Origin of the sequence: Ktedonospora formicarum, from assembly GCF_016587355.1 — a bacterium.
In the GTDB taxonomy this organism is placed as follows: domain Bacteria; phylum Chloroflexota; class Ktedonobacteria; order Ktedonobacterales; family Ktedonobacteraceae; genus Ktedonobacter; species Ktedonobacter formicarum.
Map to the genome: position 1 here is coordinate 844,779 of NZ_BNJF01000001.1, position 26,419 is coordinate 871,197.

The 26,419-nt window shown below is 51.6% G+C and carries 21 protein-coding genes, 1 other RNA gene and 1 pseudogene; 13 read left to right on the forward strand and 10 right to left on the reverse strand.

Features of this window, described 5'->3' with window-relative positions; translation table 11 throughout:
• The first annotated feature begins 535 nt into the window (after positions 1-535).
• The gene (locus K3T82_RS03735) at positions 536-2,299 is read left to right on the forward strand and encodes a 2-oxoacid:acceptor oxidoreductase subunit alpha (protein WP_220192152.1); all 1,764 of its coding nucleotides are present in this window, start codon (positions 536-538) and stop codon (positions 2,297-2,299) included.
• A 4-nt stretch (positions 2,300-2,303) separates the two neighbouring features.
• Positions 2,304-3,149 carry a 2-oxoacid:ferredoxin oxidoreductase subunit beta gene (locus K3T82_RS03740; protein WP_220192153.1) on the forward strand — a complete coding sequence of 282 codons (846 nt, stop codon included), beginning with the start codon at positions 2,304-2,306 and terminating at the stop codon, positions 3,147-3,149.
• Positions 3,150-3,313: 164 nt separating this feature from the next.
• On the opposite strand, the gene K3T82_RS03745 is transcribed toward K3T82_RS03740, so the two are convergent.
• The gene (locus K3T82_RS03745; protein ID WP_220192154.1) at positions 3,314-3,544 is read right to left on the reverse strand and encodes a hypothetical protein; all 231 of its coding nucleotides are present in this window, start codon (positions 3,542-3,544) and stop codon (positions 3,314-3,316) included.
• A gap of 299 nt (positions 3,545-3,843) precedes the next feature.
• The gene (locus K3T82_RS03750) at positions 3,844-4,119 is read right to left on the reverse strand and encodes a hypothetical protein (RefSeq protein ID WP_220192155.1); all 276 of its coding nucleotides are present in this window, start codon (positions 4,117-4,119) and stop codon (positions 3,844-3,846) included.
• A gap of 363 nt (positions 4,120-4,482) precedes the next feature.
• Here K3T82_RS03750 and K3T82_RS03755 point away from each other — a divergent pair, with 363 nt between their 5' ends.
• From K3T82_RS03755 to K3T82_RS03775, 5 genes are all read left to right on the forward strand, one after another.
• Positions 4,483-5,514, forward strand: a complete 1,032-nt coding sequence (locus K3T82_RS03755; protein ID WP_220192156.1) for a zinc-binding dehydrogenase — start codon at positions 4,483-4,485, stop codon at positions 5,512-5,514.
• Between the two features lie 150 nt (positions 5,515-5,664).
• On the forward strand, positions 5,665-5,856 hold the full coding sequence (locus K3T82_RS03760) for a hypothetical protein (protein WP_220192157.1): 192 nt from the start codon (positions 5,665-5,667) through the stop codon (positions 5,854-5,856).
• 319 nt (positions 5,857-6,175) lie between these two features.
• Complete coding sequence (locus K3T82_RS03765) at positions 6,176-6,901, forward strand: response regulator transcription factor (RefSeq protein WP_220192158.1); 726 nt, start codon at positions 6,176-6,178, stop codon at positions 6,899-6,901.
• Positions 6,898-8,490 carry a sensor histidine kinase gene (locus K3T82_RS03770; protein ID WP_220192159.1) on the forward strand — a complete coding sequence of 531 codons (1,593 nt, stop codon included), beginning with the start codon at positions 6,898-6,900 and terminating at the stop codon, positions 8,488-8,490. The genes K3T82_RS03765 and K3T82_RS03770 overlap by 4 nt, the downstream gene beginning before the upstream one ends.
• A gap of 356 nt (positions 8,491-8,846) precedes the next feature.
• On the forward strand, positions 8,847-10,124 hold the full coding sequence (locus K3T82_RS03775) for a DUF4032 domain-containing protein (protein ID WP_220192160.1): 1,278 nt from the start codon (positions 8,847-8,849) through the stop codon (positions 10,122-10,124).
• A gap of 91 nt (positions 10,125-10,215) precedes the next feature.
• Here K3T82_RS03775 and recA read toward each other — a convergent pair whose 3' ends face one another.
• The 7 genes and pseudogenes from recA to tyrS form a co-directional block, all read right to left on the reverse strand.
• Positions 10,216-11,274, reverse strand: a complete 1,059-nt coding sequence (gene recA / locus K3T82_RS03780) for a recombinase RecA (protein ID WP_236031233.1) — start codon at positions 11,272-11,274, stop codon at positions 10,216-10,218.
• A 542-nt stretch (positions 11,275-11,816) separates the two neighbouring features.
• On the reverse strand, positions 11,817-12,428 hold the full coding sequence (recR, locus tag K3T82_RS03785) for a recombination mediator RecR (protein WP_236030989.1): 612 nt from the start codon (positions 12,426-12,428) through the stop codon (positions 11,817-11,819).
• A 12-nt stretch (positions 12,429-12,440) separates the two neighbouring features.
• Positions 12,441-12,737, reverse strand: coding sequence for a YbaB/EbfC family nucleoid-associated protein (locus K3T82_RS03790; RefSeq protein WP_220192162.1), 297 nt, complete (start codon positions 12,735-12,737; stop codon positions 12,441-12,443).
• 16 nt (positions 12,738-12,753) lie between these two features.
• Complete coding sequence (dnaX, locus tag K3T82_RS03795; RefSeq protein WP_220192163.1) at positions 12,754-14,949, reverse strand: DNA polymerase III subunit gamma/tau; 2,196 nt, start codon at positions 14,947-14,949, stop codon at positions 12,754-12,756.
• Positions 14,950-15,089: 140 nt separating this feature from the next.
• An RNA gene (ffs, locus tag K3T82_RS03800) (signal recognition particle sRNA large type) lies at positions 15,090-15,333 on the reverse strand.
• 155 nt (positions 15,334-15,488) lie between these two features.
• Positions 15,489-16,364, reverse strand: a complete 876-nt coding sequence (mtnP, locus tag K3T82_RS03805; protein WP_220192164.1) for an S-methyl-5'-thioadenosine phosphorylase — start codon at positions 16,362-16,364, stop codon at positions 15,489-15,491.
• Positions 16,365-16,495: 131 nt separating this feature from the next.
• Positions 16,496-17,697: pseudogene (gene tyrS / locus K3T82_RS47505) on the reverse strand (tyrosine--tRNA ligase).
• A gap of 438 nt (positions 17,698-18,135) precedes the next feature.
• On the opposite strand from tyrS, the gene K3T82_RS03820 reads away from it, so the two are divergent.
• Together K3T82_RS03820 and K3T82_RS03825 are read left to right on the forward strand one after the other, a co-directional pair.
• Complete coding sequence (locus K3T82_RS03820) at positions 18,136-19,260, forward strand: oxidoreductase family protein (RefSeq protein WP_220192167.1); 1,125 nt, start codon at positions 18,136-18,138, stop codon at positions 19,258-19,260.
• A gap of 507 nt (positions 19,261-19,767) precedes the next feature.
• Complete coding sequence (locus K3T82_RS03825) at positions 19,768-20,208, forward strand: Hsp20/alpha crystallin family protein (protein WP_220192168.1); 441 nt, start codon at positions 19,768-19,770, stop codon at positions 20,206-20,208.
• A gap of 98 nt (positions 20,209-20,306) precedes the next feature.
• On the opposite strand, the gene K3T82_RS03830 is transcribed toward K3T82_RS03825, so the two are convergent.
• The gene (locus K3T82_RS03830; RefSeq protein WP_220192169.1) at positions 20,307-21,023 is read right to left on the reverse strand and encodes a FadR/GntR family transcriptional regulator; all 717 of its coding nucleotides are present in this window, start codon (positions 21,021-21,023) and stop codon (positions 20,307-20,309) included.
• 329 nt (positions 21,024-21,352) lie between these two features.
• On the opposite strand from K3T82_RS03830, the gene K3T82_RS03835 reads away from it, so the two are divergent.
• The 4 genes from K3T82_RS03835 (at position 21,353) to K3T82_RS03850 (ending at position 26,383) form a co-directional block, all read left to right on the forward strand.
• On the forward strand, positions 21,353-22,657 hold the full coding sequence (locus tag K3T82_RS03835; protein WP_220192170.1) for an MFS transporter: 1,305 nt from the start codon (positions 21,353-21,355) through the stop codon (positions 22,655-22,657).
• 12 nt (positions 22,658-22,669) lie between these two features.
• Positions 22,670-23,602 (forward strand): dihydrodipicolinate synthase family protein, encoded by a 933-nt coding sequence (locus K3T82_RS03840; protein WP_220192171.1) that lies wholly within the window; start codon positions 22,670-22,672, stop codon positions 23,600-23,602.
• Positions 23,603-23,784: 182 nt separating this feature from the next.
• Positions 23,785-24,438 (forward strand): translation initiation factor IF-3, encoded by a 654-nt coding sequence (gene infC / locus K3T82_RS03845; protein ID WP_220195052.1) that lies wholly within the window; start codon positions 23,785-23,787, stop codon positions 24,436-24,438.
• A 502-nt stretch (positions 24,439-24,940) separates the two neighbouring features.
• Positions 24,941-26,383, forward strand: a complete 1,443-nt coding sequence (locus tag K3T82_RS03850; RefSeq protein WP_220192172.1) for a S41 family peptidase — start codon at positions 24,941-24,943, stop codon at positions 26,381-26,383.
• Positions 26,384-26,419 lie beyond the last annotated feature (36 nt).

Consider the following 26,419-nt stretch of genomic DNA (forward strand, 5'->3'; position numbering starts at 1 on the left):
GCGCATCAAAAGCAGAGTTAAGCAATGAAGTAAGCCTAAAAAAATGAATGCCACCCGAGTGATGTTAGGGTGACCTTATAACGCCCTTGGCAGCAGAGCTGATGCACTTGAAAACGCTCAGAAAGGCTATTTAAACAATGAGATGGGCTTTTTTTGACATAGCTACCCATGAGTCAGTGTGCTATAATACCAGCAGATCATAAGTGTGTTTTCAACAATAAAGCTTAGGATCAAAAAAGTGAATTGTCGAGGATGTGCAAGAGCAGACAGGGAACATATACTAGAGGTTAGTGGGCTTTTCTGTTTCACTGCTGCTGCTTGAGAGTTGATTGGAAGCAACAGTACCTTTTCTTACGGGATGTGTCATAGCGCAACACAAACCGCCTCGTGTGGCCACTCTCCCCCATCAGGCGAAAGCCCTCCTCTATTTATCTTTTGCTGTACGAATTGCCGAAAAGACAAGACACCTTACCTATCAATGCCGCGCTACCTGCTTTCCGGTGCGGTTCAACGTTTCACTACTGAGGAGAAATCAGTGAAGAACGAAGTTACCATCCGAATAGGCGGAGAGTCGGGCGAAGGTACCATTTCTGGGGGTGATATTCTCGCGCTAGCTGCTGCGCGTTGGGGATACCACGTCCATACATTCAGGACCTTCCCCGCTGAAATCCTGGGAGGCCCGTGTATGTTTCAGGTTCGCATCAGCGACCAGCCCATTCAATCTATGGGCGACTACGCGGACGTGCTCATCTGCCTAAACAAGGAGGCGTTCGATCGCAATGTTAGCGATCTACGACATGGAGGCGTACTGATTTACGACCCGTCCGATTTCACTCCTGAAACTGGCGACTTTATTACTTATGCTATACCATTTAATGAGATTGCGCGTAAAGAAGTCCAGCTTTTCCAAACCAAAAATATGGTCATGTTAGGAGCGATATCCGGTCTGTTTGGGCCGCCTCTTGAGGCAATTACTCAGGTCGTCCAGTCTAAGCTCTCTAAATCCCGTAAGGCCAATGCGACCTTAATGGAAAAAAATATGCTGGCCCTGGAAATCGCATCCAATTATGTTTTAGAGAAATCACCTAAACAAGATCCTTATGTTCTCGGTCCCGTTACAAAGGCTGATCGTGTGGTACTTAATGGAAACCAGGCAGTCGTGGCGGGCGCGCTCGCGGCACAATGTAGTTTCTTCGCGGGCTATCCTATTACCCCTGCCAGCGATATTATGGAAGCGCTGGCAAAAGAGCTACCCAATGTCGGTGGCACATTCATGCAAGCTGAAGACGAGATGGCAGCCCTGGCAGCGGTGCTAGGTGCCTCTTTCGGCGGTAAGCGTGCTATGACCGCGACTTCTGGTCCCGGCTTCTCTCTGATGACTGAACTGATTGGGCTTTCATCCATGGCGGAGTTGCCCGCTGTCATCATAGACGCGCAGCGAGCCGGTCCTAGTACAGGCATGCCAACCAAGATGGAGCAATCTGATCTGAGCTTTGCGCTGCACGCGGGGCATGGAGATACACCCCGTATGGTTGTAGCTCCCGCCAACGTTGCCGATTGCTTCGAGCTGATTCAACTGGCATTTAATATGGCCGAACGCTACCAGATGCCGGTTCTGTTTTTGACAGATCAATCGCTTACCGCACGCGTGGAGAGCGTTGATCGTCATATCTTCAAGCAAGGCGAGATCGTTGAACGCCTACCCTTGAAGCAGGAGGACAGCCTTGGCAGTAGCGAAGACAAGGTAGCTGTAGCCTCTGGCATGACACACAGTTACTCACGCTACGCCTATACAGCCAGTGGCATCTCTCCTATGACAGCCCCCGGACCTGGCGCAAAACCTTACGTCGCGACAGGTCTTGAACACGACGAATATGGGCATCCTGACTACGAGCCAGAAGACCATGTCGCCATGATGGAGAAACGCTTCCGCAAGCTCTACACTGCTGCCGAGGAGTTACCACAGCCTGTGCGCTACGGTGACGCCGAGGCAGCGATAGGCGTTATTGGCTGGGGCTCCACCGAAGGAGCTATTCAGGAAGCGGTTGACCGTGGACGTGAGAAGGGATTGAAGGTGGCTTCGCTCCATCTGAAAATTTTGTCTCCCCTTCCCGATCACACCATTCAAGCGTTCCTTAACTCTGTAGAGAAGGTAATTGTGCCAGAGTGTAATTACTCTGGGCAGTTAGCAAACCTGCTTGGCGCGAAATATGGATTGCAAGCGATCCGTGTCAATAAATTCGGCGGCATTCCATTCACTGCGGGCGAGATTCTCCGCGCCATTGAGGAGGTCGGTTAAATCCATGACGCAGACAATTATTAATCCTACACCTAAAGACTATAAAAGTGACGTCAAACCTACATGGTGTCCCGGTTGTGGTGACTTCGGCGTATTAAATGCAACGCTACGCGGCCTGGCTGGGATGAAGCTTGCTCCAGACGAGACAGTTGTGGTATCGGGTATCGGCTGCTCAAGCCGCTTCCCTCACTTTATGAGAACCTTTGGCTTTCATAGTGTTCATGGTCGTGCACTTCCTGTCGCCCAGGGCTTAAAGATGTCCCGCCCAGATCTAACAGTTGTGGCGGTTGGTGGCGATGGAGACTTCTTCAGTATCGGCGCGGGTCACCTGGTACACGCAGCATTACGCAACATTGATATCACAGTTGTTGTTATGGATAACGAGATCTACGGCCTGACCAAGGGCCAGACCTCACCAACGTCACCTCATGGACATGTGACTAAATCGACCCCCTATGGTTTGATGGCGTCACAATTTAACCCCATTGCGACAGCCCTTTCCTTGAATGTTAGCTTCGTGGCACGTGGCTACTCAGCAAAACCAAAGGACCTGGCAGCATTGATTGAGCAGGGAATCCAGCATAAGGGCTTCGCCTTCATTCATGCCCTGAGCCCTTGCCCAACTTTTTATCATACCTTTGATGCCTGGGATGCCGCCGTCACACCCATTTCACCCGAGCACAACATTCAGGACCGGAATCAGGCGATGATGTTGGCACTCAATACGGAAAAGCAATTTACCGGGGTCTTCTTCCGTGAGGAACGTGATACTATGGATCAGGCTGCTCAGAAGCTTGCCGAACGGGGCAACCCCTTCGACGTAGAACAATACATCCAACGCTACGCTTAAACAGCATTCTATGAAAGAGAACGCGGTCAGGACATGTGTTTCCCTGACCGCGTTTCTATACTTGTTCTCATTATTCCCAATAGACAGACGCCACTCAATCCCTAGAGTGACGTAAGTGTGATACGCGAACAACGAAATGACTACCTACAGATGCAGTGGTGGTGCTAGTACAATTCAAAGCCAGGTGTGGTTGTAGTCATCGCAGCATTGAGGGAATTAATAACAGCCTGGGAGAACTTTTCGCCGCAGGCTCGGCAGAAGAGACCGCCCTCGTTATGATAGGTCCCTCCAATAGCGGTCAATTGACGCTCGGCAGGCTTGCCACACCATTCACATGAGCTACCGCGAGGGGCAAAATCAACGGAAACTGGTCGGCGAAACTCATTACTCATCATGAGGGTATCCTCCTATCCTGTGCTGATCAGGTGTAGTTACAGTAGTTGAGAGGTTTGTTTACAGCACACCGGGGGATCTCGTATCTGATGGAGGGCAGCTCAACGAGCAGCCACGGCGATACTGCATCCACGAGTTCGCGCATCATCGCTTTAGAGCCACGCTGCTCCTGATTTTTCGATGGATAGTAGATATGATTTAGAGGTGATCAGCGCTATCCAGTAAAAGCAACTATACCATACTTTCTCGCAAAGTGCTAGCCCTCTGGCATAGTTTCCCCACGCTTTAAGAAGGTCGCTGGTTACGCCTGTGATGATTCTGAATTGGCTGACGTTTCAGCTTCACTCTCCTCTTCCGGCAAGGCGGGGAAACGACTCGACATACGATCACCAATAATCCACCCGATCACGCCCAGGACCAGGGTAAGAATTAACCAGAACCAGAGGATAAAAGTGATATTGACATTAAAGACCGCCGCCAGGACACCCGCCAGGATGATCCCAACAATGAGCCCAGTTGTAACACCAATCAGGCAGCCAGGGTGCTTAAGGTTGCGACCGCGTAGTTTGTTCATCATGATTTTATTTAGTATACCTTCAACAACAAGCCATAAAAACATTTGCCAACGCCGCCTGTGCGGCGGCTAGCTTCGCCGCCACATGATTCCACATCACGCTAAATTTGTGTAGTGCAAGATCTGAGCCTCTCAGGCGGCTGCGCTCAGGCAGATGAATGGCAAGATAATTTGTTCTGCTATGGATGATAGCGTGATGTTCCACCAACGTCAAGGTGTCATGATATCTCACCCGAACAATAATGCCTCTCTTCACATCTCCAAATATGAATGGAGAGGTCTTTAGATGCACAGGGTGATAAAATGGAGAGAGAACAATAAAAAGCAGAGTTTTCGTCATAAGTAGGCGACTTCAAAGGAGAGGTTATGAAGGCAACCGTTTTTCATGAGCATGGTGACATACAGGTCTTGCGCGTCGAGGATATAGCACAACCGACGCCGGGTCCCGGCGATGTTCTTGTGAAGGTGCAGGCATGTGGTGTCAATCGTCTCGATGTTTACTCACGCACCGGGCGAACCAAAGTCGCTCCCATGCCCCATATCTCAGGCTCAGAGGTCGCAGGCGAGATCGTGGCGCTAGGTCAGGCTGTAGGCGGGCTCAAAGTTGGACAGGCTGTAGTCGTTGCTCCTTATCTTTTCTGCGGACAATGCGAGTTTTGTCGCTCGGGCGAGGAGGTTATCTGCCTGAAAGGAGATATTGTTGGCTTGGGAAGCCAGGGTGGCTATGCTGAATATATAAGCGTCCCAGCTTCGAGTATTGTGCCTCGACCAGACAACGTCGATGCCGTTTCCGCCGCAGCCGTTGGGCTGTCAGCGATTACCGCCTGGCATATGCTTACTCGCAAGGCACCATTGCAGCCAGGTCAGGATGTGCTGGTACAGGCAGGAGGAAGCGGTGTAGGAAGCGCAGCTATCCAGATCGCAAAGCTAGCGGGAGCGCGTGTCATCACCACAGTAAGCAATGAGGAAAAGAGAGCCAAGGCTCTCGAATTGGGGGCAGACGAGGTTATCAACTATCGTGAGCAAGACTTCCTACAAGAGGTCCGCCACCTGACTGGAAAACGCGGCGTTAATGTTGTCGTGGAACACGTTGGACCCGATACCTGGGAGAAGAGTGTTGCATGCCTGGCACGCAAAGGACGTCTGGTCACCTGTGGCGCGACAAGCGGAAATGAGAGTAAAATCAATCTCTGGAACCTCTTCGCCAAGGAACAGACCCTTATTGGCTCTTATGGTGGAACACGTCAGGATCTCGCTGATCTCCTCAAACTTGTCGCGCGACGCCAGTTTATCCCAGTTGTCGATAGCACCTATACTCTGAAGCAGATTGGGCACGCGCAACAGCGTATGGAGAGACGTGAGAACTTTGGCAAATTGATTGTAACACCCTCTGTATAATGAAATTGTCGAGGTATTGTTCAGGTACCGAGCGATATTTCGGTTTGGCTTTTCCTTATGCGACAGCCTGGACGCACTCGCGCTAGCCGCGTGAGAGGTGCTGGTTTTCACATAAGATCGTTTATTGGTCAACGAAAGGATGACAGTTTCATGGCAACAGTTGTGAAAGAGCAGCGCCAGTCTCCCAACAACAATCACCACCGGGTCGAGATCATCGACTCGCCTGAAGCGGCCTCCAGCCGTAAAGGTTGGACGATCACCTGGATCGTAGCCGGGTCGCTTGCCTTGATCGGCATCGTCTCCTTTCTTGTAATGCGCCGCCTCTCTGCCGACGAGGTATAGGCAACGCTTACATATCTTGGAGGAGAGTACCTGTTACATACCAGGCACTCTCCTTCCAGAGCCTCTTAACCGCACTATAAGAAAATCCTTCCTCACTATTCGACCTGCTTTCGCCTGCCCCAAGCCCATACCATCATCCAGATTATGGCTTTGCATCAACTTCAACTCCGCGAACTAGCTAACGCACCCGGATGTTTGAACAGGAAAGTCATCTGAAGCATTGACAAACGCAAGCCGAAAAGGCAAGCTAAGAACAATATGAGAGAAGTCTGGAGCCGCTCCCCGGAAGCACACATAGAGTAGATCGGTATATAGAATAATGCAACCATATACGCACACCAACGCACACATCTTGATTGTTGATGATGAAAGCCGAGTTACAGACGCGCTCAGACGAGGTCTGGCGTATGAAGGTTACCAGGTATCGAGCGCGAACGATGGCGAAGCAGCCCTGGCACTGGCACGAACGCGACGACCCGACGTCATTATCCTTGATATCATGCTCCCAGGCATAGATGGCCTTGAGGTGTGTCGCCGCTTACGTGCCGCACACAATGAAGCCGCGATATTGATGCTCACAGCCCGCGATACGGTCGCTGACCGCGTCGCAGGTCTAGAAATGGGTGCCGATGATTACCTTGTGAAACCATTCGCTCTGGAGGAGCTACTGGCACGCGTCAAGGCACTTCTGCGCCGAAAACAACCCGCTGAGTCCGCAGGCGAAATCCTCTGCTTTGAGGATCTCGAACTTGATACCGCGACCCGCCAGGCACGACGCATGTCTCGCGTGATAGACCTTAGTACAACCGAATACGAGCTACTCGCACTCTTTATGCGCAATCCACGCATGGTTCTGACACGTGGGCTGCTGATGGAGCGTATCTGGGGCAATGATTTCGAAGGTGGGGCAAATGTGCTTGAGGTGTATATCGGACACCTGCGTCAGAAACTCGAAAAGAATGGAGAGAAGCGCCTGTTACGAACGATGCGCGGAACTGGCTATGTGCTCCGCTCAAGCGATCAGGGAGAGAGGAATACACTATGAGCGATGTATCTATGCAGCTTCACCATCGACAAAGAAGCGGTAAGCCTATCAGAGGTCTGTATCTACCACTCCACCTGCGCCTAGCTTGCTTCTATGCGCTCCTATTGGTTTGCATTCTGGCCTTCTTTGGCATCATCGTCTACCAGCAAGCCAGGCAACAGGCATATAAAGAGCTAGACAATGCGCTTAGCAGCCGCGCTGCTGGTTTGCTGCTTGGTAAGGATCTAACACCGGAATGGATGGCTCACTCACCTTACAAATACCCTCTTCTTCTCCCTGGAGACAGCGGCATTGGCATCGGAGGAATCTCCATTGAGGTGCTAAATACCAAGCTAGAGCTGTTAGCAACAACCACTGGCACTCTGGAGGGCGGCACATCCATCAGCGGGCAAGCAACATCGCCCGCCCCTTGGGATCTAGTAGCCGCACAGACCGCCCTCCGGGGTGGGGCCTGCCCAGAAAATAAGCAGGTTCGCTCCTGCCTCTTTAGCACCATCACCTATCAGGGGCAACAGGTTCGCGTCTATACGCTGCTCAATGATGACCCATATCCCACACCACACCTGATTCAAACGGCGCGCAGCACAAGCAGCGTAGAACAATCCCTGGTAAACCTGCGCCAGATCATTATTGAAGGATCGCTGCTCGCTCTCCTGCTTGCGCTCCTGGGTGGTTGGCTCATCGCGCGCGGCGTTCTCAGTACAGTCCAACGCATCACACATGCGGCTCAGGCTATTAGCGCGGCCCAGGATTTCAGCAAGCGTGTTGCCATACCAATGTCCCCCTGGCGCGCACGCGACGAGTTTAGTGTTCTGAGCGAAACCTTTAATACGATGCTTGCCAATCTCGAAGAGGTCTACCGGCGACAACAACGCTTCGTAGCTGATGCCTCGCATGAGCTACGAGCACCTATCACCTCTATCCGCTGTAATCTGGATTTGCTCACCAAAGCTCCCGATTTGCCGCCCGAAGAGATCAACGCCGCCCTCGTCGATACGCACGCTGAGGCGGAACGCATGGGGAGACTAGTCAACGATCTGCTAACGCTAGCTCGCACTGATAGCCAGCCACCAGTCTTACCCGGTCATAGAGCCACCCACTACACGACCCTGATTGAATTGGATAGTCTGGTCTTAGAGGCCTTCCGCCAGTATCGCCATGTAGGAGAATCGCATCCTCCCTACCCGCGCATTCTCCTACAACATACAGAGCCAGCGCTGATTTATGGCGATGCCGATGCACTCAAACAGGCATTGATAGCTCTACTCGATAACGCACTAAAATACACTCCAAGTACAGGAAGTGTGGCGCTCGCCCTCCATACGCACACCTCAGAACAGACCCAAATTGCCTGCATTACCGTTAGTGATACAGGCATTGGAATCGCGGAAGAGGATCTTCCTCACATCTTTGAACGCTTCTATCGCGCGGACCACGCCCGTACGCGCGATAAAGGTGGCAGCGGTCTGGGGCTAGCAATTGTCCAGCGCATCGCCGAGGATCACCTGGGCAGCGTCAAGGTAGAGAGCACACCCGGCAAAGGGAGCCAATTTACTCTTTGTTTCCCTATCGCGGATGATGACCATTGATGAAGCGTGGCGCTATAAGCAAGCCGCTAATTTGCGAGAGTCTGGAGGACCTGATATCATACACCATAATAAAGAGGAAGAATACATCGCGATACGAGATTAAGATAACTATACATGGAAGAGGTAACATCATTAGCACATTTCACCTGATTACACATGAAGACATAAAGATTCAACTACATGTCCCCCGGGCGGATAGGAAGCGCCTGGAGCAACTTCCATGGCACGCCCAGCTCGATGAATGGGAACAGCTTGGGGTAGAGCTTCTAGTCATTCGGCGTGGAGCATCGCGCCACCCGGTTGTCTTTGTCGAGTGCGACGGCGCCCGGTATGCCATCAAGGAGACGACTCCCCATATGGCAGACCGTGAGATCCGCAACCTGCGTGAAATTGAGCGACGAGGGATACCAGCGCTTAGCCCAATAGGAGTCGCTCACGTTTCAGCTCCTCCTCTCTCCATCGAGGTTCCTGGCATCCCAGGCATGCGCCAGCAGATCAATAATGATCGGGGTTACACGATTACCCGGCTCGCTCCACGCGTCATCCCTCACGTGCTACTCTATCGGCTGCCACTCAAGAGGCGCTCCAAGCATAGTCTGCTTTCGGCAATCGCCGTGCTGATGGTTGAACTTCATGAACATGGCATCTATTGGGGCGATCCCTCACTCGCCAATGCCCTCATACGCATTGATGGTCGGCGCGTCCTGGCGATTATGGCAGACGCAGAAACGACCGAGATCTTTCCCCAGGCTGTGAGCGAAGGGCTACGTCAGCAAGACCTGGCCCACTTTGGCGAATCTCTGGCATGGCAGGCCGAAGATCTCCGCCAGGCAAGAGGTCTCTCAGAGGATGAGCAGGTGCTCGACGATAGTGATTTCCGCTACTTCGAGCGACGCTATCGCTGGCTCAAACGCGAGCATGCCCGCCTGGCGAATGAGCATCACTTCGATACCCTCTTCCAGGCCCAAAAATTCCTCCAATCGCTTAACCGCTGGGGTTTCTCGCTACTTGATATGACAGGGCGCGCCATTCAGCAGTTTACCACTGTATTGCCGGGCTGGTACCAGCGACGCATCTATGAATTGATCCATGTCTCTATTCCACGCCCTTATGCTCGGCGCTTCTATAACCTGATTCTGGGACATCAGGCGTTACTTAGTGAGCAGGTCCATCGACCAGTCAAACTTGAGGTCGCGGCACGCGATTGGTATCAGCGCTATCATTTACCCACCATTTTGCTGCTCCGCCAATCGCTGACCCAGGACCAGGACCCCATGCAGATCTATTTCGCGATCATGGACCACAAATGGAACCTGAGCCTCAAGGCTGGACGCGAGATATCATTGGAAGATTCACTGGTTGATTTTTCAATGGAGAAGGCGGATACAGGTGAGCTGGGAGCGGTTGATCCCGCCAGAATCGCGACGTGGTGGCGCGAACGCGCCCCAGTCTCCGAAGCACTGGCCCAACCCTCAATTGAAAGCGAAGAGCTTGAACCGTTAGTCGCCACCTCGGAGCGCCCCCTGGTTCGTCTCCAGCACCCCGAGCTAGAGCAGAAGCTACCGGCCATCTTGCATGAGAGCCAACAACCCAAGAAGATCACGACACAGGATCTGGAAAATCCCAAAGCCTGATAGCAAGAAAGGGTGGGACTAGCTCCTTACACAGGTTGCCAATCCCACCCTTTGATTATGCTTTGCTATGGAAGAACGTATCCGCTTCGGCTTATTTCTCCTCAGCCTGAGTGATCTCTTCCTCAGTTTCCTCTTCCTCTTCGACCCCTTCGATCTCGCCGCCACGGAAGGTATTCATATTGTTACGAATCTGCTCATCGATAGCCAGTGCGACATCGCTGTTCTGACGCAAGAATTCTTTGGCGTTCTCGCGGCCCTGACCCAGACGAATATCGCCAACGGTAAACCAGGCGCCACTCTTCTTCACCAGACCCATCTCCAGGCCAATATCGATCAGGCCGCCTTCGCGCGAAATACCTTCGCTATACATAATATCGAACTCGGCGGACTTGAAAGGAGGTGCGACCTTGTTCTTGATGACACGGACACGAGTGCGATTACCAACAACGTCCTGTCCAAGCTTGATGGAGTCTGTACGACGGATATCCAGGCGTACGGAGGCATAGAACTTCAACGCCTTACCACCAGCCGTTGTCTCAGGGTTGCCAAACATCACACCAATCTTCTCGCGAAGCTGGTTGGTGAAGATAACCGTACAATTGGAGTTACTGATCGCGCCGGTCAGCTTACGAAGCGCCTGACTCATCAGGCGGGCCTGCAAGCCAACATGCGAATCGCCCATCTCGCCCTCGATCTCAGCGCGTGGCACCAGGGCCGCAACCGAGTCGACCACCACAACGTCGATAGCGTTACTGCGTACCAGTGAGTCCACAATCTCAAGCGCTTGCTCGCCAGTATCAGGCTGGGAAATTAGCAGAGCATTCGTATCAACGCCACAACGCGAAGCATAGACACGGTCAAAGGCGTGCTCAGCGTCGATGAAGGCAGCGAACCCACCCGCTTTTTGTGCCGAGGCAATAACATGTTGACAGAGGGTCGTTTTACCGGAAGACTCAGGGCCATAGATCTCAATAATACGGCCACGTGGCAAGCCACCCACGCCAAGAGCCAGGTCTAGCGCGATGGAACCTGTTGGAATGGCCTCAACTTGCACCTTGGCTGTATCGCCGAGCTTCATGATCGCACCCTTCCCAAAGCGGCGCTCAATCTGCTGCAACGCGAGCTCTATAGCCTTCTCCCTGTCACTCATAGCGCTTGAGCTGGTGACATTACTGCGATCTGCTGTAGCTTTCTCTTTCTTCGTACTCATTAGCGATTCCTTCAACGCACAGGTGCGAGGTGCAGAGTAGTTGCTTCGCCATCCCTCTCCCGTGAGTTCCTCCTTCTTTACAATCCTCTTAAAAGCCAGTCTAAGGTCTTATACGAAAATCTGAGCACGCCAGCGGCGTTATTTCTCGTATAAGGAGAAAGTCAAACCTGGTAAACCGTCTCGCCATCTCCCCTAAAACAGGCACAAAAAGATATCTGGCTGCGCCGTTCTGACTTCTCTTGCGCTCCATGCCTCTCCCTGGCACATGGGCAACGACGATTTACTGCGTACACTTACTCTATTCCCTGGTGGGGTTCCAAAAGCGGAAATATATCCTCCCCAATTCACTATCTCCCAGAAATTAGAACAAGAGTACCATATGTTCAACAACCTGTCAAGCCGTGTCGCACGGCTTCTCGCTACAAGAACGCATTACAGGAGAAAAAGATCAGGATACAGCGGGATAGCTGTATCCTGATCTTTTATAGTTCTCGTCGACCCTCGATAGCTCGTCCTAGAGTGTCCTCATCGGCATACTCTAAATCGCCGCCAATAGGGAGTCCACGTGCCAGAGTAGTGATATGCAGGTCGGGACGATGCAGCTCATTCTTAATGTAGAGCTTGATGGTCCCGGCTGTATAATCGCCCTCAAAGCCGGGATTAGTCGCGAAGATGACCTCGCGAATCTCCTCATGTTCCAGGCGCTTAAGCAATTCATCAATGCGTAGCTCTTTGCGTCCGATGCCATTCATGGGAGAGAGCGCACCATGCAGAACATGATACAATCCTTTATATGCGCCGGTCTTCTCCAAAGCCAGCACATCCAATGGCTCCTCGACAACACACACCACGCCTTGTTCACGACTGGGATTACTACAAATAGGGCAGGGGTCCTTCTCGGTAATATTGAAGCAGCGCGAACAGTAGACGATACTCTCCTTCACCCGAATAATGGCCTCAGCCAGGCGGCGAGCCTGGTCATTTGGGCTACGCAGGATAAAGAAGGTCAGGCGTTGCGCTGACTTAATGCCGATCCCTGGCAGCTTGGCAAACTCTTCTACCAGCGCTGCAACTGGTGGGGCAATATCGCTCACCGGTCCTCCATGCTAGAACAGTCCAGGGATGCGCATACCTCCCGTGGCATTGCTGACAAGTTTCTGCTGAGCATCTGACACCTTGTCAAAGGCATCTTTGGCGGCAGCCTTCACCATGACCTCAAGCTCCTCGATGTCTTCGGCATTGAACGCCTCTGGATCAATTTTGACGCCCAGGATCTCATACTTACCGCTCATCTGAATAGTGACCGCGCCGCCGCCAGCGGTACCGGTATATTCCTTCTTCTCAAGATCCTCTTGCATTTTCAAGAGACGCTGCTGCATCTTCTGAAGCTCTCGCATATTCATAGGTGACGTTCCCTTCTTATTTCAGTCGAATATCTTTAATATCGGCCTTAAACATCCGCATAACTTCCTGCACCACAGGATCTTCTGGCGCTTTCCGCGAGACTGACTCATGACGTGATTCGTCCAGGTATATCTGATCCCTGGCAGGAGGTGGTACAGATATATTCTCGCGCACTGGTTGCGTTCTGGCAAGAGGTGCCGTCTGTACCAGAGAAGTTGCCACTGTCGCCACAGGTGGCGTAATGGATGGCTGTATGTCAGGCGGAGGCAGAGGCGGTGTAGGTGGAACACTCGGCTCCGATTGGGCCGGACGCAGAGCAAATTCCACTGGACGCTCGACATGGACCGATTGCACTGTGAGTGTGGGCATCTTCATGTTTAAAGCACCACTCACGTCCTTCTTTGTTCCAGGTGCAGGTGATGGAGGAGGTGGAGGCGGAAGCATCGCGCTCTGGCCTTGTATGCTCGTGCCTGGTGATAACATCTTCAGGCGGCACTCCACACCAAGCTCAACCTTGAGAGCCCACTCAATAAAGCTCTGTGGCTCAGCGGATTGTAGAGCCTGATAATGGAAGTCATAATTCGCCTGGATGACCACAATGGGGACCCCTTGCGCCTGCTGTACAGAGACCAGCACGTACCCATTCAAGAAGGCCGCGATCTTGGCCCCATTCTTCTTGGTCTTCACACGCCGCTTCACATACTCCCACTTCTCGCGGACATCTTCAATCGAAAGCGCAGGTTCCTCATAAGGGGCGCCGTCGGTAAGTTCCTCGCGTGTCACGGGAGTTGAGGTGGTCAAGGTCTGGTCCTCGGAGGGCGTTTCATCAGCGAGGTCCTGATTCCCCAATCTGGCTGGCATAGCTTGATGGGGTAGCCCTTCCTCCACCTCCGGCTGCGAGGGTTGTGGCACAGCAAACGCGGCGCGCTGTATCTCAGGCTCGCGGGTTGGCTGGGGCATCGCGGAACGGGGAAGATTAACCGGACCTGACATTGGTGATTGTACGGACGTGATCTGACTGGCGGTAGAACGAGCTTGAGGGGCTGCGGGACGAGCCTGGGCAGGTGGGGATGGTGTGGTTGAAGTCTCAACAGCCAGGACAGACTCACCACTCTGAGCGCGGCGATGTAACTCGACACAACTCAAAAAGGCCAGCTCAAGACCAAGCTGTGGTGTCCCCTGGCTCTTCTGTACCAGATCATTTTGCGCAAAGATGCGCGCGCACTCGATCAACTCGTCCAGGCGGAAGAGTTCTGCCGCCTCCTTGATTTCGCGAATCTCCTCATCGGTGCTATCAGTAATCTCAGCGATGTTTGCACCTGCGCGCGCCAGCAGCATGGAGCGCCAGAACTCAGCGATCTGTACATTGAGTTGGCGTAAATCGGCCCCCGACTCCATCAACTCAGAGATCAGATGTAATCCATTGGGGCTCTCAAGGTGGGCGACATAGAGAATGAACTTCTGAATCGCGCGTGGATCGGCAACACCTAGCATCGTCTGTACTTGAGTCAGCGAAACCTCATGGCCGGAATAAGCGATGGCCTGATCCAGCAAACTCAAAGCATCACGCATTCCACCGGCGGCAGCTCGGGCAATCAACTCGGCGGCTCCTGCTTCCAGGCGAATCTGTTCATCCTCAGCAACATGCGTCAGGTGCATGACAATCTGGCGCAGGTTAAAGCGCTTAAAGTCATAACGCTGACAGCGCGAGAGAACGGTGGGCAGCAACTTATGCACATCGGTAGTTGCCAGGACAAAAATAGCGTGAGGGGGAGGCTCTTCTAGCGTCTTAAGCAGGGCATTAAATGCCTCCACGGTGAGCATATGAGCCTCGTCGAGAATATAGACCTTATAGCGAGCGCCTGTGGGAGGCACCATCACCTTCTCACGAAGTTCACGAATACTATCAATGCCGCGATTGGAGGCGGCATCAATCTCAATTACATTAAATGAACTACCATTGGTAATCTCACGGCACTGCAGGCATTCATTGCATGGTTCGCCGTGATTAGGGTTCAAGCAGTTGATAGTTTTTGCGAGGAGGCGAGCAGTCGTCGTTTTGCCAGTACCACGAGGTCCGGTAAAGAGATACGCATGAGCGAGCTTGCCGCTCTTGAGTGCGTTACGAAGGGTTTGAATAACGGCTTCCTGTCCAACAACCTCAGAAAAGGTCTGGGAACGCCATTTACGGTAGAGCGCTTGTGAGGCCATCAAATACTCCCGCCTGGACTACTTTATGACGGGCCACAAACCGACCCCCTGTTTCCAGAGAACAGTATCTACGAGAGATACACCATACTATAACGTCTCATCGTATCGAGGTGGCAAGCCAGCCATTCGAGAGCCAAAAACAGTGCGACAGACAACGAAAAACCGACTTTCACCCGGTCCTGCCGGTCAGCGCAATCGGGTAACCCTACGTCACCCAGGGAGGTCCACTTACCGCTGCTTCCTCACGGACCTGACGGGATTCATAGACATCTGCCGCGCAGGCCCCAATTACGCCGACCGACAGGACCGGAAGAAAATCGGTCCGCCCCGTTAGTGTTGTCTTTCCTTCACGGGACGAGACGTATTGTACTCCTATCCACACCACTTGTCAAGCACTCTCCCAGGTGGCTCAGAAAGCCGAGATAGCCATCATCACTGGCACGTTCTCATGCTTCCCTCATAGAGAAGAAGGTGCTGGCATGCCACTCAAGTATATCATCACCTTCTTCCCCAAAACTCGCGGAGTAAGCCACACTAAACTACGCAAGATACTTACTAACAAGCAAGCTATATTTCTCTTTTACTTCTTGAGGAATGCGGACGGGGTCAGTCATGATCGCACTCGCAAGAGCGCTCTCACACCGGCAACTCACATCTTCACGCGTTGGAGCTAACTTCTGTGCAGCCAGGCGCAGGATACGTTGCGCGTTGGCGACATTCGCGCTCAAATTACTAACAACCATCTCTACGCTGACCGCATCATGCGCCTCATGCCAGCAATCATAATCGGTAACGCAAGCGATAACCGCGTAACAGAGTTCGGCTTCGCGAGCCAGTTTAGCCTCTGGCAGAGCCGTCATGCCAATCAAATCAAAGCCTAACTTACGATTCAGATTCGACTCGGCCTTGGTGGAGAAGAGGGGACCCTCCATACAGACATAGGTGCCGCCTTTATGCACAGTTACATCACCTAGAGCGCGTGCGCTCTCTAGCAGAATAGCACTAAGCTCAGGGCAGAAGGGGTCTGCGAAGGGGCAATGCGCTACGATTCCCCCCTCAAAGAAGCTATTCACACGACTCTTGGTGCGATCAAAGAGTTGGTCTGGAATAACCAGGTCGCGTGGCTCATAGTCCTCTCGCAGGCTCCCCACAGCACTCACTGATATCACATACTGGACGCCAAGGCTCTTTAAAGCCCAGATATTCGCGCACGAGGGAACTTCGGAAGGACTGAAGCGATGTCCGCGCCCATGGCGCGGCAGGAAAGCCATCGAAACACCCTCGACTTTTCCAAGCGTAATCGTATCGCTCGGAGCGCCAAAGGGAGTCTCAATTGCGATCTCTTCCACTTCGCTCATCCCCTCCATCTGATAGAGTCCACTACCCCCGATAACGCCAATTATCGCCTCTGGCATATGTTGAGCCCTCCTAATCACACGGTCTCAGAAAAGAGCCGCATAAGTTTGATTTTCATCGATACAAATACATAAAGAAGAGGGAGAACGCAAAGGATGCGCCTCCCTCACACAGAGCAGCAGGCACGCTCTTACGCTTGCAGGCGAATGTACTGGCGTTTGCCCACTTTGAGAATCGCCCCAGGCTCAGCCGGAACGGTATACTCAACGTCTGTAATACGCGTCGCCTCTCCGCTCTCACCCTTCAGGAAGAGCGAGACACCACCCTGCTTAATGAGTTCGCGGGCTTTATTATTGCTGGCTGCTAGCCCGGCCTGCACCATCAGCTCAACAATGTTGATTGGCGTGGACAGCGCAAAGGATGGAATATCGGTTGGCAGTTTGCGCTCTGAGAACTGGCGAATAAAAGCTTCTTCCGCCTCATGAGCCTCATCCAGCGTATGGAATTCAGCCACAATCTCACGCGCCATACGACGCTTCACATCGCGAGGATTGAGCGTTCCCTCACTCATCTTAGCATCAAACTCATCCAGTTCTTCTGTTGAGATATCACTTAATGCTTCAAAGTAGGTGCGCATGGCATGGTCGGGCAACGACATAAGTTTGCCATACATATCTCTGGCGGGGCAGTGATGGCGATATAGTTATCCAACGACTTGCCCATTTTCTTCACACCATCCAGACCTACAATCAGGTTGACGGTCAAGATCTGTTGTGGTTTCTGATCAAAGGTTGGCTGCAACTCGCGTCCCACCAGTAGATTGAAGGTCTGATCGGTGCCGCCAAGTTCAACATCGGCCTTCAGCGCTACTGAATCATATCCCTGGAGTAGTGGATACATAAACTCGGCCAGATAGATCTCGATACCGCCCTTGTAGCGCTTGGAGAAATCATCACGCTCAAGCATCTGGGCCACGGTCTTGTAACCCAGCAATTTGATGGCATCGCCCAGCGAGAACTTATCAAACCACTCACTCTGGCGACGCACTTCAGTCTTCTCACGGTCAACGATGCGGAAAAACTGATCAAGATAGGTCGCGGCATTCGAGTTCACCTGCTCCTCAGTGAGCGGCTTACGCGCTTCCACACGCCCACTAGGATCACCCAGGCGCGCGGTCCAGTCACCAATCACCACCACGGGCTTATGGCCCAGTTGTTGGAACTGGCGCAACTTGCGGAAAACAACCGCGTGCCCAATGGTCAGATCATAATGGGTTGGGTCGACACCTAGTTTTACGCGTAGCGGCTCTCCGTTATTGCCTTCAAGGAGCAGGCGACGCAGTTCTGCCTCCTTCTCAACCAGTGCTACGCCTCGTTTTAACACATAGTCAATGAGTCGCGTCTCGGGTTTCTCTTGTACAGACACCTCAACAAACCTCTCAGAGCACAAAGTTGTGCATGCAATCGCTATTCCCTATACATATAGAAGATCTCATAGAAGATCTCATGCAAAAACCACCCTCTCAAACGAGGGCAAGGCACCACCGCAGCGCGCTCAAGTTTTCACATAAGGAGGGAGCATAGATTTTATGGCTCTCATTGTAGCAGAATGGCCCTTCCTCGTCGAGCACACAAAGTTTGATCATTGCATTAACAAGAATTTATAATCGTCATTCTATATACCTTTTACAAGGTATAATTATCCCTGTGATGCGCATACCTTTTTATCCGCACAACAACCACCTTCACCATCTAAACACTACTTTAGGGTGGTGAGCCCCGGGTTCATCTTCATGGGGCTGAGTGTCATAGTTGAAAAGGAGGGAACCAGATGACGAGTGAGGCGCTAGCAATACACGGTGAAGCCACGCCTGAATGGCTAACCCAGGTCTTGCAACATACAGGATATTTATCTCATGGAACGGTCATCACAGTCGAGAGCGAACATATTGGCTCGGTCTTCAACTCGCAGACTCAACGCCTGCACGTGAGCTATTCTAGCGAGTCAACTGGCTTGCCTACGCATTTTGTACTCAAACGCAACACCCAGGAAGATTGGTGTAAACGAGCACAGGCGCGTGAAGTCCTTTTCTATCAGACCATAGCACATCTCTCCGATCATCCCAAGGTCCTCGTGCCATGCTACGCCGCCGCATATGATGAGGAAAGTAAAAATTCCTACATTCTGATGCTTGATGTCTCTGAGACACATCGTGAACCGATTACCCGTGCAGAGACTATTACGACACTCGGTAGTGTACCTCAACCCTCTTCTATTGATGCCGTAATTGATACTCTGGCAATGCTTCAAGCCTATTGGTGGGAGCATCCCCTGCTCAAGACTCCTATGGCAAGGGCTGACATCTGGGAAACGCAATTTACACCCGTCAAACGCTTTGTCCAGTACTATGCTGACCTGTGGGCTCAGGTGCTGGAATTGACTGCCAATGACCCTCTCCCTGAAGAGGTACGCTCCGGCTATGAGGCATGTCTGAAGCTCCTGCCACGCTTGTGGGAGAAGCAGCTCAATCCTCGTTTTTCTTCGGGGAAGCAGCTCACCCTGGTTCATGGCGATGCTTATTTCTCCAACTTCCTCGTATCTCGCCAGCAACCCGGTCCCACATACTTGATCGACTGGCAGAGTCCGCAGGTCCATATTGGGGGCGAGGACCTCGCCAATCTTATGGCGACCTTCTGGACGCGGGCACAGCGTCAAGAGGGTCAACGTGAGCAGCAAGCCTTACGCCGCTTCTACCAAACCCTCACCGCCCAAGGAGTCAATACCTACAGCTGGAATGAGCTATTGCGCGACTATCGCCTCGGTATTATCGACTGGCTCTTCATGCCGGTATGGGATGCTACCAATGGCTCCCGCCGCGACTACTGGTGGCCTAAGATGAACTGCCTCTTCCAGGCATTTCAGGATTGGGAATGTCTGACCTTTATGGCCGAATAACCCCACCGTTGTTGGCAACAATTATTGCGATATGTGGGAGAGCCCATAGATAGTATGCTCTAGTATTGCATCTATCCATGGGCTCTCGTCATGTATCGAAGCATAGAGGCCTCTTGAGACGATGAGCACCATGAGAGGAAATCTACACCCAATTTTATACCCAAAGCGGTTTTACGGAGAGTTACATAATCTTACAATTCTTTACACATTCACGCCTCCCATTGTAAGCAAGGCAAGTAGGCAGCAATAGGCATTGAGCTCGCGCATTCCGTTTTGTGTGCAGAACAAGTAGATAACTCATGGTTATTCCTCTCTGGACGCAAAAGTTTGATAGACACATTATCAAGAATTCTAACACATCTCTTATATACCTTTTACGTTCTTCTAACACTCGAAGGCTTATACTATCGACAGAAACAAAGATATACAGCAACGGACGACTCCAAAGGGCTTCGTCCGAGCGCATAAAAACAACAGATTTTGACAAGATAAAAGGAGCTATCAACTATGGCTAACATTACTCGCTACAACCCATTCAATGAATTCGTTACTTTGCGCGATGCGATGGATCGCCTCTTCGAGGACAGCGTACTCACCCCACGCTCATTCAATGCATTCAACCGTGTCACACCAGCCAACCTCTATGAGACGGCTGAGGAGTTCACACTCCAGGTACCTATGCCTGGTGTCAACCCCGACAATGTAGAGATCAATGTGCAGCAGGATACCATAAGCCTGAAATGGCGGAGCAAGGTTGAGATTCCTGAAGGCGCCACGGTTCATCATCATGGTTTCCAAACCAGTGAGTATCAGCAGAGCTTTACAGTTCCCACACCCATCAGCGCCGATAAGGCCAACGCCAGCTATCACGATGGTATCCTGACCCTGCGCTTGCCCAAGGCCGAGCACGCACGCGCGCGCACCATTAAGGTTAGCGCCACAAATTAGTTAGTGCGGTAATCCTTCCTTCTACCAGGAACACAGCCCACGGTGGATGCAGCGCTGCATCCACCGTGGGCTGTGTTCCTGGTGTAGGATAGCTCCCACTATTCTTGAGGGTTTTCAAGAACCCAATTCGAGATACCTCTGAAATGCTCCTGCATGGCGGCGGCGGCGGCATGTACGTCGCGAGCGGCAACTGCGTCAACGATGCGACGATGTGCCTGCGCGGTAATTTGAGGATGCGGAGGGATTCCGGGCAGCGTTTGGCGCACGCGCTGAAAGACATCCCAAAATGCCTGAAGGATCTGGATCAGCAGCTTGTTATCAAGTGAGCGATAGAGAACGTCATGAAACGCGCGATCCTCTTGTGGCGACAGCGCGTTTTGCTCCGCCTGGGTCTCCATCGCCTCAACGAGTTGATAGAGCTCGGTTATATGTTCAGCAGGAATTGTTCGAGGCACACGCTGAATTAAGCCACATTCCAATACCTGACGAATCTCCAATAGCTCGCGCAATGTTCGCAAATGCTCTTCGCCATCAAAGAGTACCCGAAAAGCCAGCCCATCTACCAGAGCATTGAGTGAGAGCTTTCCAACAAACGTTCCTTGACCATGGCGTGTCTCTACAATGTCTAGTGTCTGCAATATCTTGATAGCCTCGCGCACGGCGTTGCGGCTGATGCCAAGCTGACTCGCCAGCTCCGACTCGCTAGGCAGTTCCGCCCCACTCTCCAGATGTTGATCAAGAATGTATTGCTTAATGCGATCAGGAACAGATCGCTGTAAAACAGCGCCATATGGTGCCCAATCTGATGACGTCACAACTTGACTCCTTGCTTTCTCATATTTTATACTAGCACTAACTTGTAGGACATCCTACAAGTTAGTGCTAGTAAGGTATTGTTAGGAAACTCGCTCATGCATACGAAATAACCTGGCTTCTCACACATCACGTTCCGCATGCCCATTATATAGAATTTAATCAATATTTTGCCAGAGGGAGATCATCGGCACGACGCTATGGGTGAAGCCAGAGAGTAGTGTTTACGCTCATATACACGCCACAGCCAAAGCATACATCAGGTTGTGATGCGGTTAGGCGAACGAGAAAAATGTAGGCTGCGCGGCAGTACTATCCAAAGGAGGAAATCATGACAACGGATGTTGGAACACAGCCCTGGTACAAGCAACTGAGTGGAACACAGGGAAGAGCATTCTGGGCTGCCTGGCTTGGGTACGCGCTCGATGGCTTTGACTTCGTCTTGATCACATATGCCCTGACGAATATCGCAAAAGACTTTCAACTCACGCTCGTTGAAGCCAGCACTCTTATCAGCGCAGCCTTCATCACGCGTTGGCTCGGTGGCGCGGTTGTTGGCAGCATCGCGGACAAAGTAGGACGCAAGAAGGCCATGATTATCGGTATCTGGCTCTATGCTGTCGGCACCTTCCTTTGTGGCTTCTCCTGGAACTACTGGTCCCTCTTCGCTTTCCGTCTGATCGTGGGCCTCGGCATGGCTGGTGAATACAGTGCCAGCGCGACCTATGTGCTGGAAAGTTGGCCTAAGCACTTGCGCAACCGGGCAAGCGCCTTTCTCCTCTCAGGATATACGGTTGGAAGTATTATCGTCTCGCTAATCTATCCATATATCATTACCCATTTTAGCTGGCGAGCCCTCTTCTATCTAGGCATCATACCAGTCTTCCTTACTATCTATATGCGCGCCAATCTCCCGGAGAGCACGGACTGGAATAACGCGCAGAAAGCGGGGAAGAATAGCGAAGGAGTCTCATTCTTCCGTCTGCTCACCCCACGATGGTTGCCAGTTTTTCTGGTTATGACCTTCTTTATTTTCTCCGCCTTTATGCTAAGCTGGCCTATTCAATCGCTCATGCCTACCTATCTGAAATCGATTGGCTATGATCCAAACGGTGTAGGGCAGGTAATGTTTATCGCAAATTTTGGCTACCTTCTGGGCACTATCTTCTCTGGATTCCTTGGAGACTGGGTAGGCACAAGAAACTCCTACATTTACATGTGGCTCATCTCACTGCTCCTTATTATCCCAGTCTTTATCATTGGCAAATCCAGCATTCTGCTACTGGGTATTTTGGCCTGCCTGCTCCAGTTTACTAGCAGCGGCATTTCTGGACTGCACCCGAAATATCTGGCTGAACACTTCGCGGTCGATATACGTGGGGTTGGAGTGGGTGTATCCTACAACGTGGGAGCGCTAGGCGGTGCCCTTGCGCCAATTATTGGAACCCTCCTGGCACAAAATACGAGCATGGGTATCTCGCTTGCAACCCTAACATTTGGCTGGACGCTGATCGCGGTCCTGATTGTCGCATTGAATCTAGGTCAACGAGTATCGCACCAGGCCAACGAAGTGGCAGCAGAATTTAATAGCGAAAATCCAGCAGAAGGGTCAGACACAGCAGAAATAGCAGGTTAAGGACAGATATCAATGACACATCACCTTACACGATTCATCGGGGTCGTACCTCCGCTTTGTACCCCTATGACCACCGACTTTGAAGTCGACATCCCATCACTAGAGAGGCTAATCGCTTTTCAGCTTGAGAATGGAGTCCATGGGCTCTTTGTCCTGGGTTCCAGTGGTGAAGCGGCGTTTCTGACCGACAAGCAACGAGCCACAGTCATTGAGGTTACGGTCCGCAATGTGGCTGGACAGGTGCCTGTTCTGGCTGGTGTAATCGATATGACGACAGCCCAGGTGCTGGAACACGCTCGCCTGGCAAAGCAAGCAGGAGTTGACGCCCTGGTAGTCACCGCGCCGTTTTATACACGCATTAGTCAGGCAGAGATTATTGAACACTTCCGAATACTGCACCATGCGGTGAACATACCTCTGTTTGCCTATGACATTCCCGCCGCCGTCCACACCAAAATTACGCGTGAGACAATGCGCACACTGGCAGATGAGCACCTTATCTGCGGCATCAAGGATAGCAGCGGCGATGAAGCCAACTTCCGGAGCTTGGCAATGGATATGGGACCAAGAAACGATATCCAGGTCTTTACCGGATCAGAACTGCTTGTAGACGCGGCTCTGCTAATGGGGGCGAATGGATGTGTACCAGGTCTGGGAAACGTTGATCCAGCAGGCTATGTTCGCCTCTACGAAGCCGCACGCTCAGGCGACTGGCAACGAGCACGCCAGGAGCAAGAGCGGCTCTACCGCCTCTTTGAGATTGTCTCGGTAGGCACACATCGTATGGGCATAGGCTCCTCAGCAATGGGAGCCTTTAAAGCCGCTCTTTACTTGCGCGGCATTATCCAGACCTATATCACCGGTCGCCCTTCAATTCTGCTTAATAAAGATGAGATAACACGCATTCGCCACATTATGCAGGCGGCTGAGCTGCTTGGAGCGTAATTGATCAGCTAAAATACTCTTGCAAACAAGCTGGTCACGTAGTATACTTGTAGCATTCGCTGCTAAGTCATTGCGAATCAGTATGTCATGTGCTTTTTCGCGAGTGAGTGTATACAAAAAAGCTTTCATCAACGTGTACACTCAAGACATACATAGTAGTCACCAAAGAGGAGGTTTGGCCTATCAATAGGGACTTTCGTGGAAACGACCGGTCACGCGAGACACGTATTAATGAACGCATTCGTGCTCGCGAAGTTCGCGTAATCGACGAGAACGGCGAGATGGTGGGAGTGATGTCTCCTATACGCGCCCTTGAGATGGCGCGTGAGCGCGATCTTGACCTGGTTGAAGTGTCTCCCAATGTAGTTCCACCAGTCTGTAAACTGCTGGACTACGGCCGCTACAAATACGAGCAGGCTAAGAAGGAGAACGAGGCACGCAAAAATCAGAAAACGGTTACCCTCAAAGAAATTCGAATGCGTCCTCGTACCGACGAGCATGATATCGAGGTCAAGACACGCAAGATACAACAGTTTCTTGCTGAAGGCGATAAAGTACGAGTCAGCGTCCAATTCAGAGGCGCAGAAATGCGACACCCCGATATTGGCCGCAAATTGCTCGAGGACATCGCAGAAGTCTTGAAAGGGTCAGTAACTATCGAACGCTCACCCTCAATGGAAGGGCGTATGATGTCGATGATCGTTTCTCGCGCTCCTGGATGGGAACCGCCAAAGAAACAGACACCACCTTCCGCTGGTAAGTCAAAGGTCAAGGCAACTCCTGCCGAAGCCGAAGAAATACCTCAAAGCAGCGATACAAAGGATGCGACACCATAAGCGCTTCCGTGCGTGAGTCGCTCTTTTCTGTCAGTCCCCTTACGTTCGTTCCGTAGAGCAACCAGAGGAAGACGACATGACAGAAGACGTTAATACCAGACCGCGAAAAGAGAGTATAGTTCACAGGCTATGCTCTCTTTTCTTTTTGCTCCTTAATGACACGTCAAAACACCCCATTTTTTTGCGATACCTCATTAGAATCAAAGAGAGTGGTTCAAAAAATATCTAATTCCCTCTATCTTTGGAGCATCGAACATTTCAAACGTATATCCTGCTTGCGATAATGTATTGGGTTTGCTACCATACAAGAGTTCATTGAGACAACGTGTATACCTAATACCGTATTACCCTGAGATATGCGCTATTGGATTGACAATGTAAGATGTCACAACTAAGATAAGGTTACGTATATCTAACAATGCACAAGAGGCGGCACAGCCTCTTTCATAGCGTTCCTTTGATTAAACCCACTCAAGACGCGATACAATATTGGAGGCTTCCGGTGAGTAGATATGATGATCCCCGCTGGTATGAGGAACCACATAATAACCCCATGCTTCCTCAACAGCCAGCCTATGACGATCTCAACCAGTTTTCAACCACACCACCCCAGGATAATAACTTGCAGGGTGTACCCTATAACCCCTACATGCAGCAACCTGCTCCCCAGCAGGATTATCAGCGTCCTAAACGGCGCAATATAGGCCGCATCTTCGCTCAGCTCATAACGCTGGTTGCTCTGGTTGTTGTCGCCTTCTTTGGTGGATGGTTCGCCCATCAGTTCTTCGGGAATTCCCCTGTTACGCCTGATAGTAAGGATTCACGTGCTTACTCCAATCTAATTCAGCAGGCATGGAACACCATAGATCAGCATTATGTTGACCGTAACGCTGTCAACTATAAGAATATGTCTTATGCGGCGATTAAGAGTATGGTTGAGTCTCTACAAGATAAGGGCCATACACGCTTCATGACACCGGAAGAGGTACAGTCTGAGAATCAACAACTCAGTGGTAAATTTATTGGTATCGGCATTTATCTCCACCAGGACACCAAAACCAAGGAGCTTTCCATCTCGAACACCATTCCAGGCGCGCCTGCCGAAAAAGCTGGCTTAAAACGTGGTGATGTGCTCCTAAGCGTTGATGGAAAGGACGTCAGAGGCAAAGACACCAATACAGCCAGTCAGCTCATCAAAGGCAATGCTGGCACGACAGTTACGCTAATAGTACAGCGCGTAGGCGTTTCACAACCATTAACCTTTAAGATTGAACGTCAGGAAATCCACGTGCCAAGTGTTGTTATGCACTATATCCCTGAAGATAAGGTCGCGCATATTCAGATTGTACAATTCACGGATGGAGTCTCCGACCAACTTCGTGATGCGCTCAAACAAGCGAAAGACAAGGGAGCACAAAAATACATTTTAGACATGCGCGACAATCCTGGTGGCTATCTCCGAGAGGCAACCGCTATCGCCAGCATGTTCATTCAAAATGGGGATGTTCTCATCCAGAAGGATAGCAATGGGAAGGAGACACCCGTCAAAGTCACAGGTAGCCCGGTTGATACAAAAAGCACGCTAGTAGTGCTCATCAACGAGAACACAGCCAGCGCGGCTGAGATTGTCACCGCTGCTCTCAAGGACAATAATCGCGCCTATGTGATTGGTGATCCGCATACCTTTGGAACTGGCACGGTACTACAACAGTTCCCGCTCTCGGATGGCTCCGCGATTCTACTCGGCATTCAAGAGTGGCTCACGCCAAAGGGCAAGTTTATTCGGGATAACGGTGTCGAGCCCAATCAAGTAGTAAAGTTGCCTACCAATGCCGTTGAGCTCACACCTGCCGACGAGAATAGCGGCAACTACTCGCTGCAAAAGATTCTCAATGGTGGAGATACTCAGCTCAACGCAGCTCTCAAGTACCTACAATCACACTAAAGGGAGCTACACAAAGCGCCCAAGAGGACGCAATCC

Excerpts from the sequence above, each read along its gene's own strand:
- K3T82_RS03740 (WP_220192153.1), top strand. The coding sequence starts at position 2,304 with ATGACGCAGACAATTATTAATCCTACACCTAAAGACTATAAAAGTGAC.
- K3T82_RS03745 (WP_220192154.1), bottom strand. The coding sequence starts at position 3,544 with ATGATGAGTAATGAGTTTCGCCGACCAGTTTCCGTTGATTTTGCCCCT.
- K3T82_RS03750 (WP_220192155.1), bottom strand. The coding sequence starts at position 4,119 with ATGATGAACAAACTACGCGGTCGCAACCTTAAGCACCCTGGCTGCCTG.
- K3T82_RS03755 (WP_220192156.1), top strand. The coding sequence starts at position 4,483 with ATGAAGGCAACCGTTTTTCATGAGCATGGTGACATACAGGTCTTGCGC.
- K3T82_RS03760 (WP_220192157.1), top strand. The coding sequence starts at position 5,665 with ATGGCAACAGTTGTGAAAGAGCAGCGCCAGTCTCCCAACAACAATCAC.
- K3T82_RS03765 (WP_220192158.1), top strand. The coding sequence starts at position 6,176 with ATGCAACCATATACGCACACCAACGCACACATCTTGATTGTTGATGAT.
- K3T82_RS03770 (WP_220192159.1), top strand. The coding sequence starts at position 6,898 with ATGAGCGATGTATCTATGCAGCTTCACCATCGACAAAGAAGCGGTAAG.
- K3T82_RS03775 (WP_220192160.1), top strand. The coding sequence starts at position 8,847 with ATGGCAGACCGTGAGATCCGCAACCTGCGTGAAATTGAGCGACGAGGG.
- recA (WP_236031233.1), bottom strand. The coding sequence starts at position 11,274 with ATGAGTGACAGGGAGAAGGCTATAGAGCTCGCGTTGCAGCAGATTGAG.
- K3T82_RS03790 (WP_220192162.1), bottom strand. The coding sequence starts at position 12,737 with ATGAATATGCGAGAGCTTCAGAAGATGCAGCAGCGTCTCTTGAAAATG.
- dnaX (WP_220192163.1), bottom strand. The coding sequence starts at position 14,949 with ATGGCCTCACAAGCGCTCTACCGTAAATGGCGTTCCCAGACCTTTTCT.
- mtnP (WP_220192164.1), bottom strand. The coding sequence starts at position 16,364 with ATGCCAGAGGCGATAATTGGCGTTATCGGGGGTAGTGGACTCTATCAG.
- K3T82_RS03820 (WP_220192167.1), top strand. The coding sequence starts at position 18,136 with ATGACGAGTGAGGCGCTAGCAATACACGGTGAAGCCACGCCTGAATGG.
- K3T82_RS03825 (WP_220192168.1), top strand. The coding sequence starts at position 19,768 with ATGGCTAACATTACTCGCTACAACCCATTCAATGAATTCGTTACTTTG.
- K3T82_RS03835 (WP_220192170.1), top strand. The coding sequence starts at position 21,353 with ATGACAACGGATGTTGGAACACAGCCCTGGTACAAGCAACTGAGTGGA.
- K3T82_RS03840 (WP_220192171.1), top strand. The coding sequence starts at position 22,670 with ATGACACATCACCTTACACGATTCATCGGGGTCGTACCTCCGCTTTGT.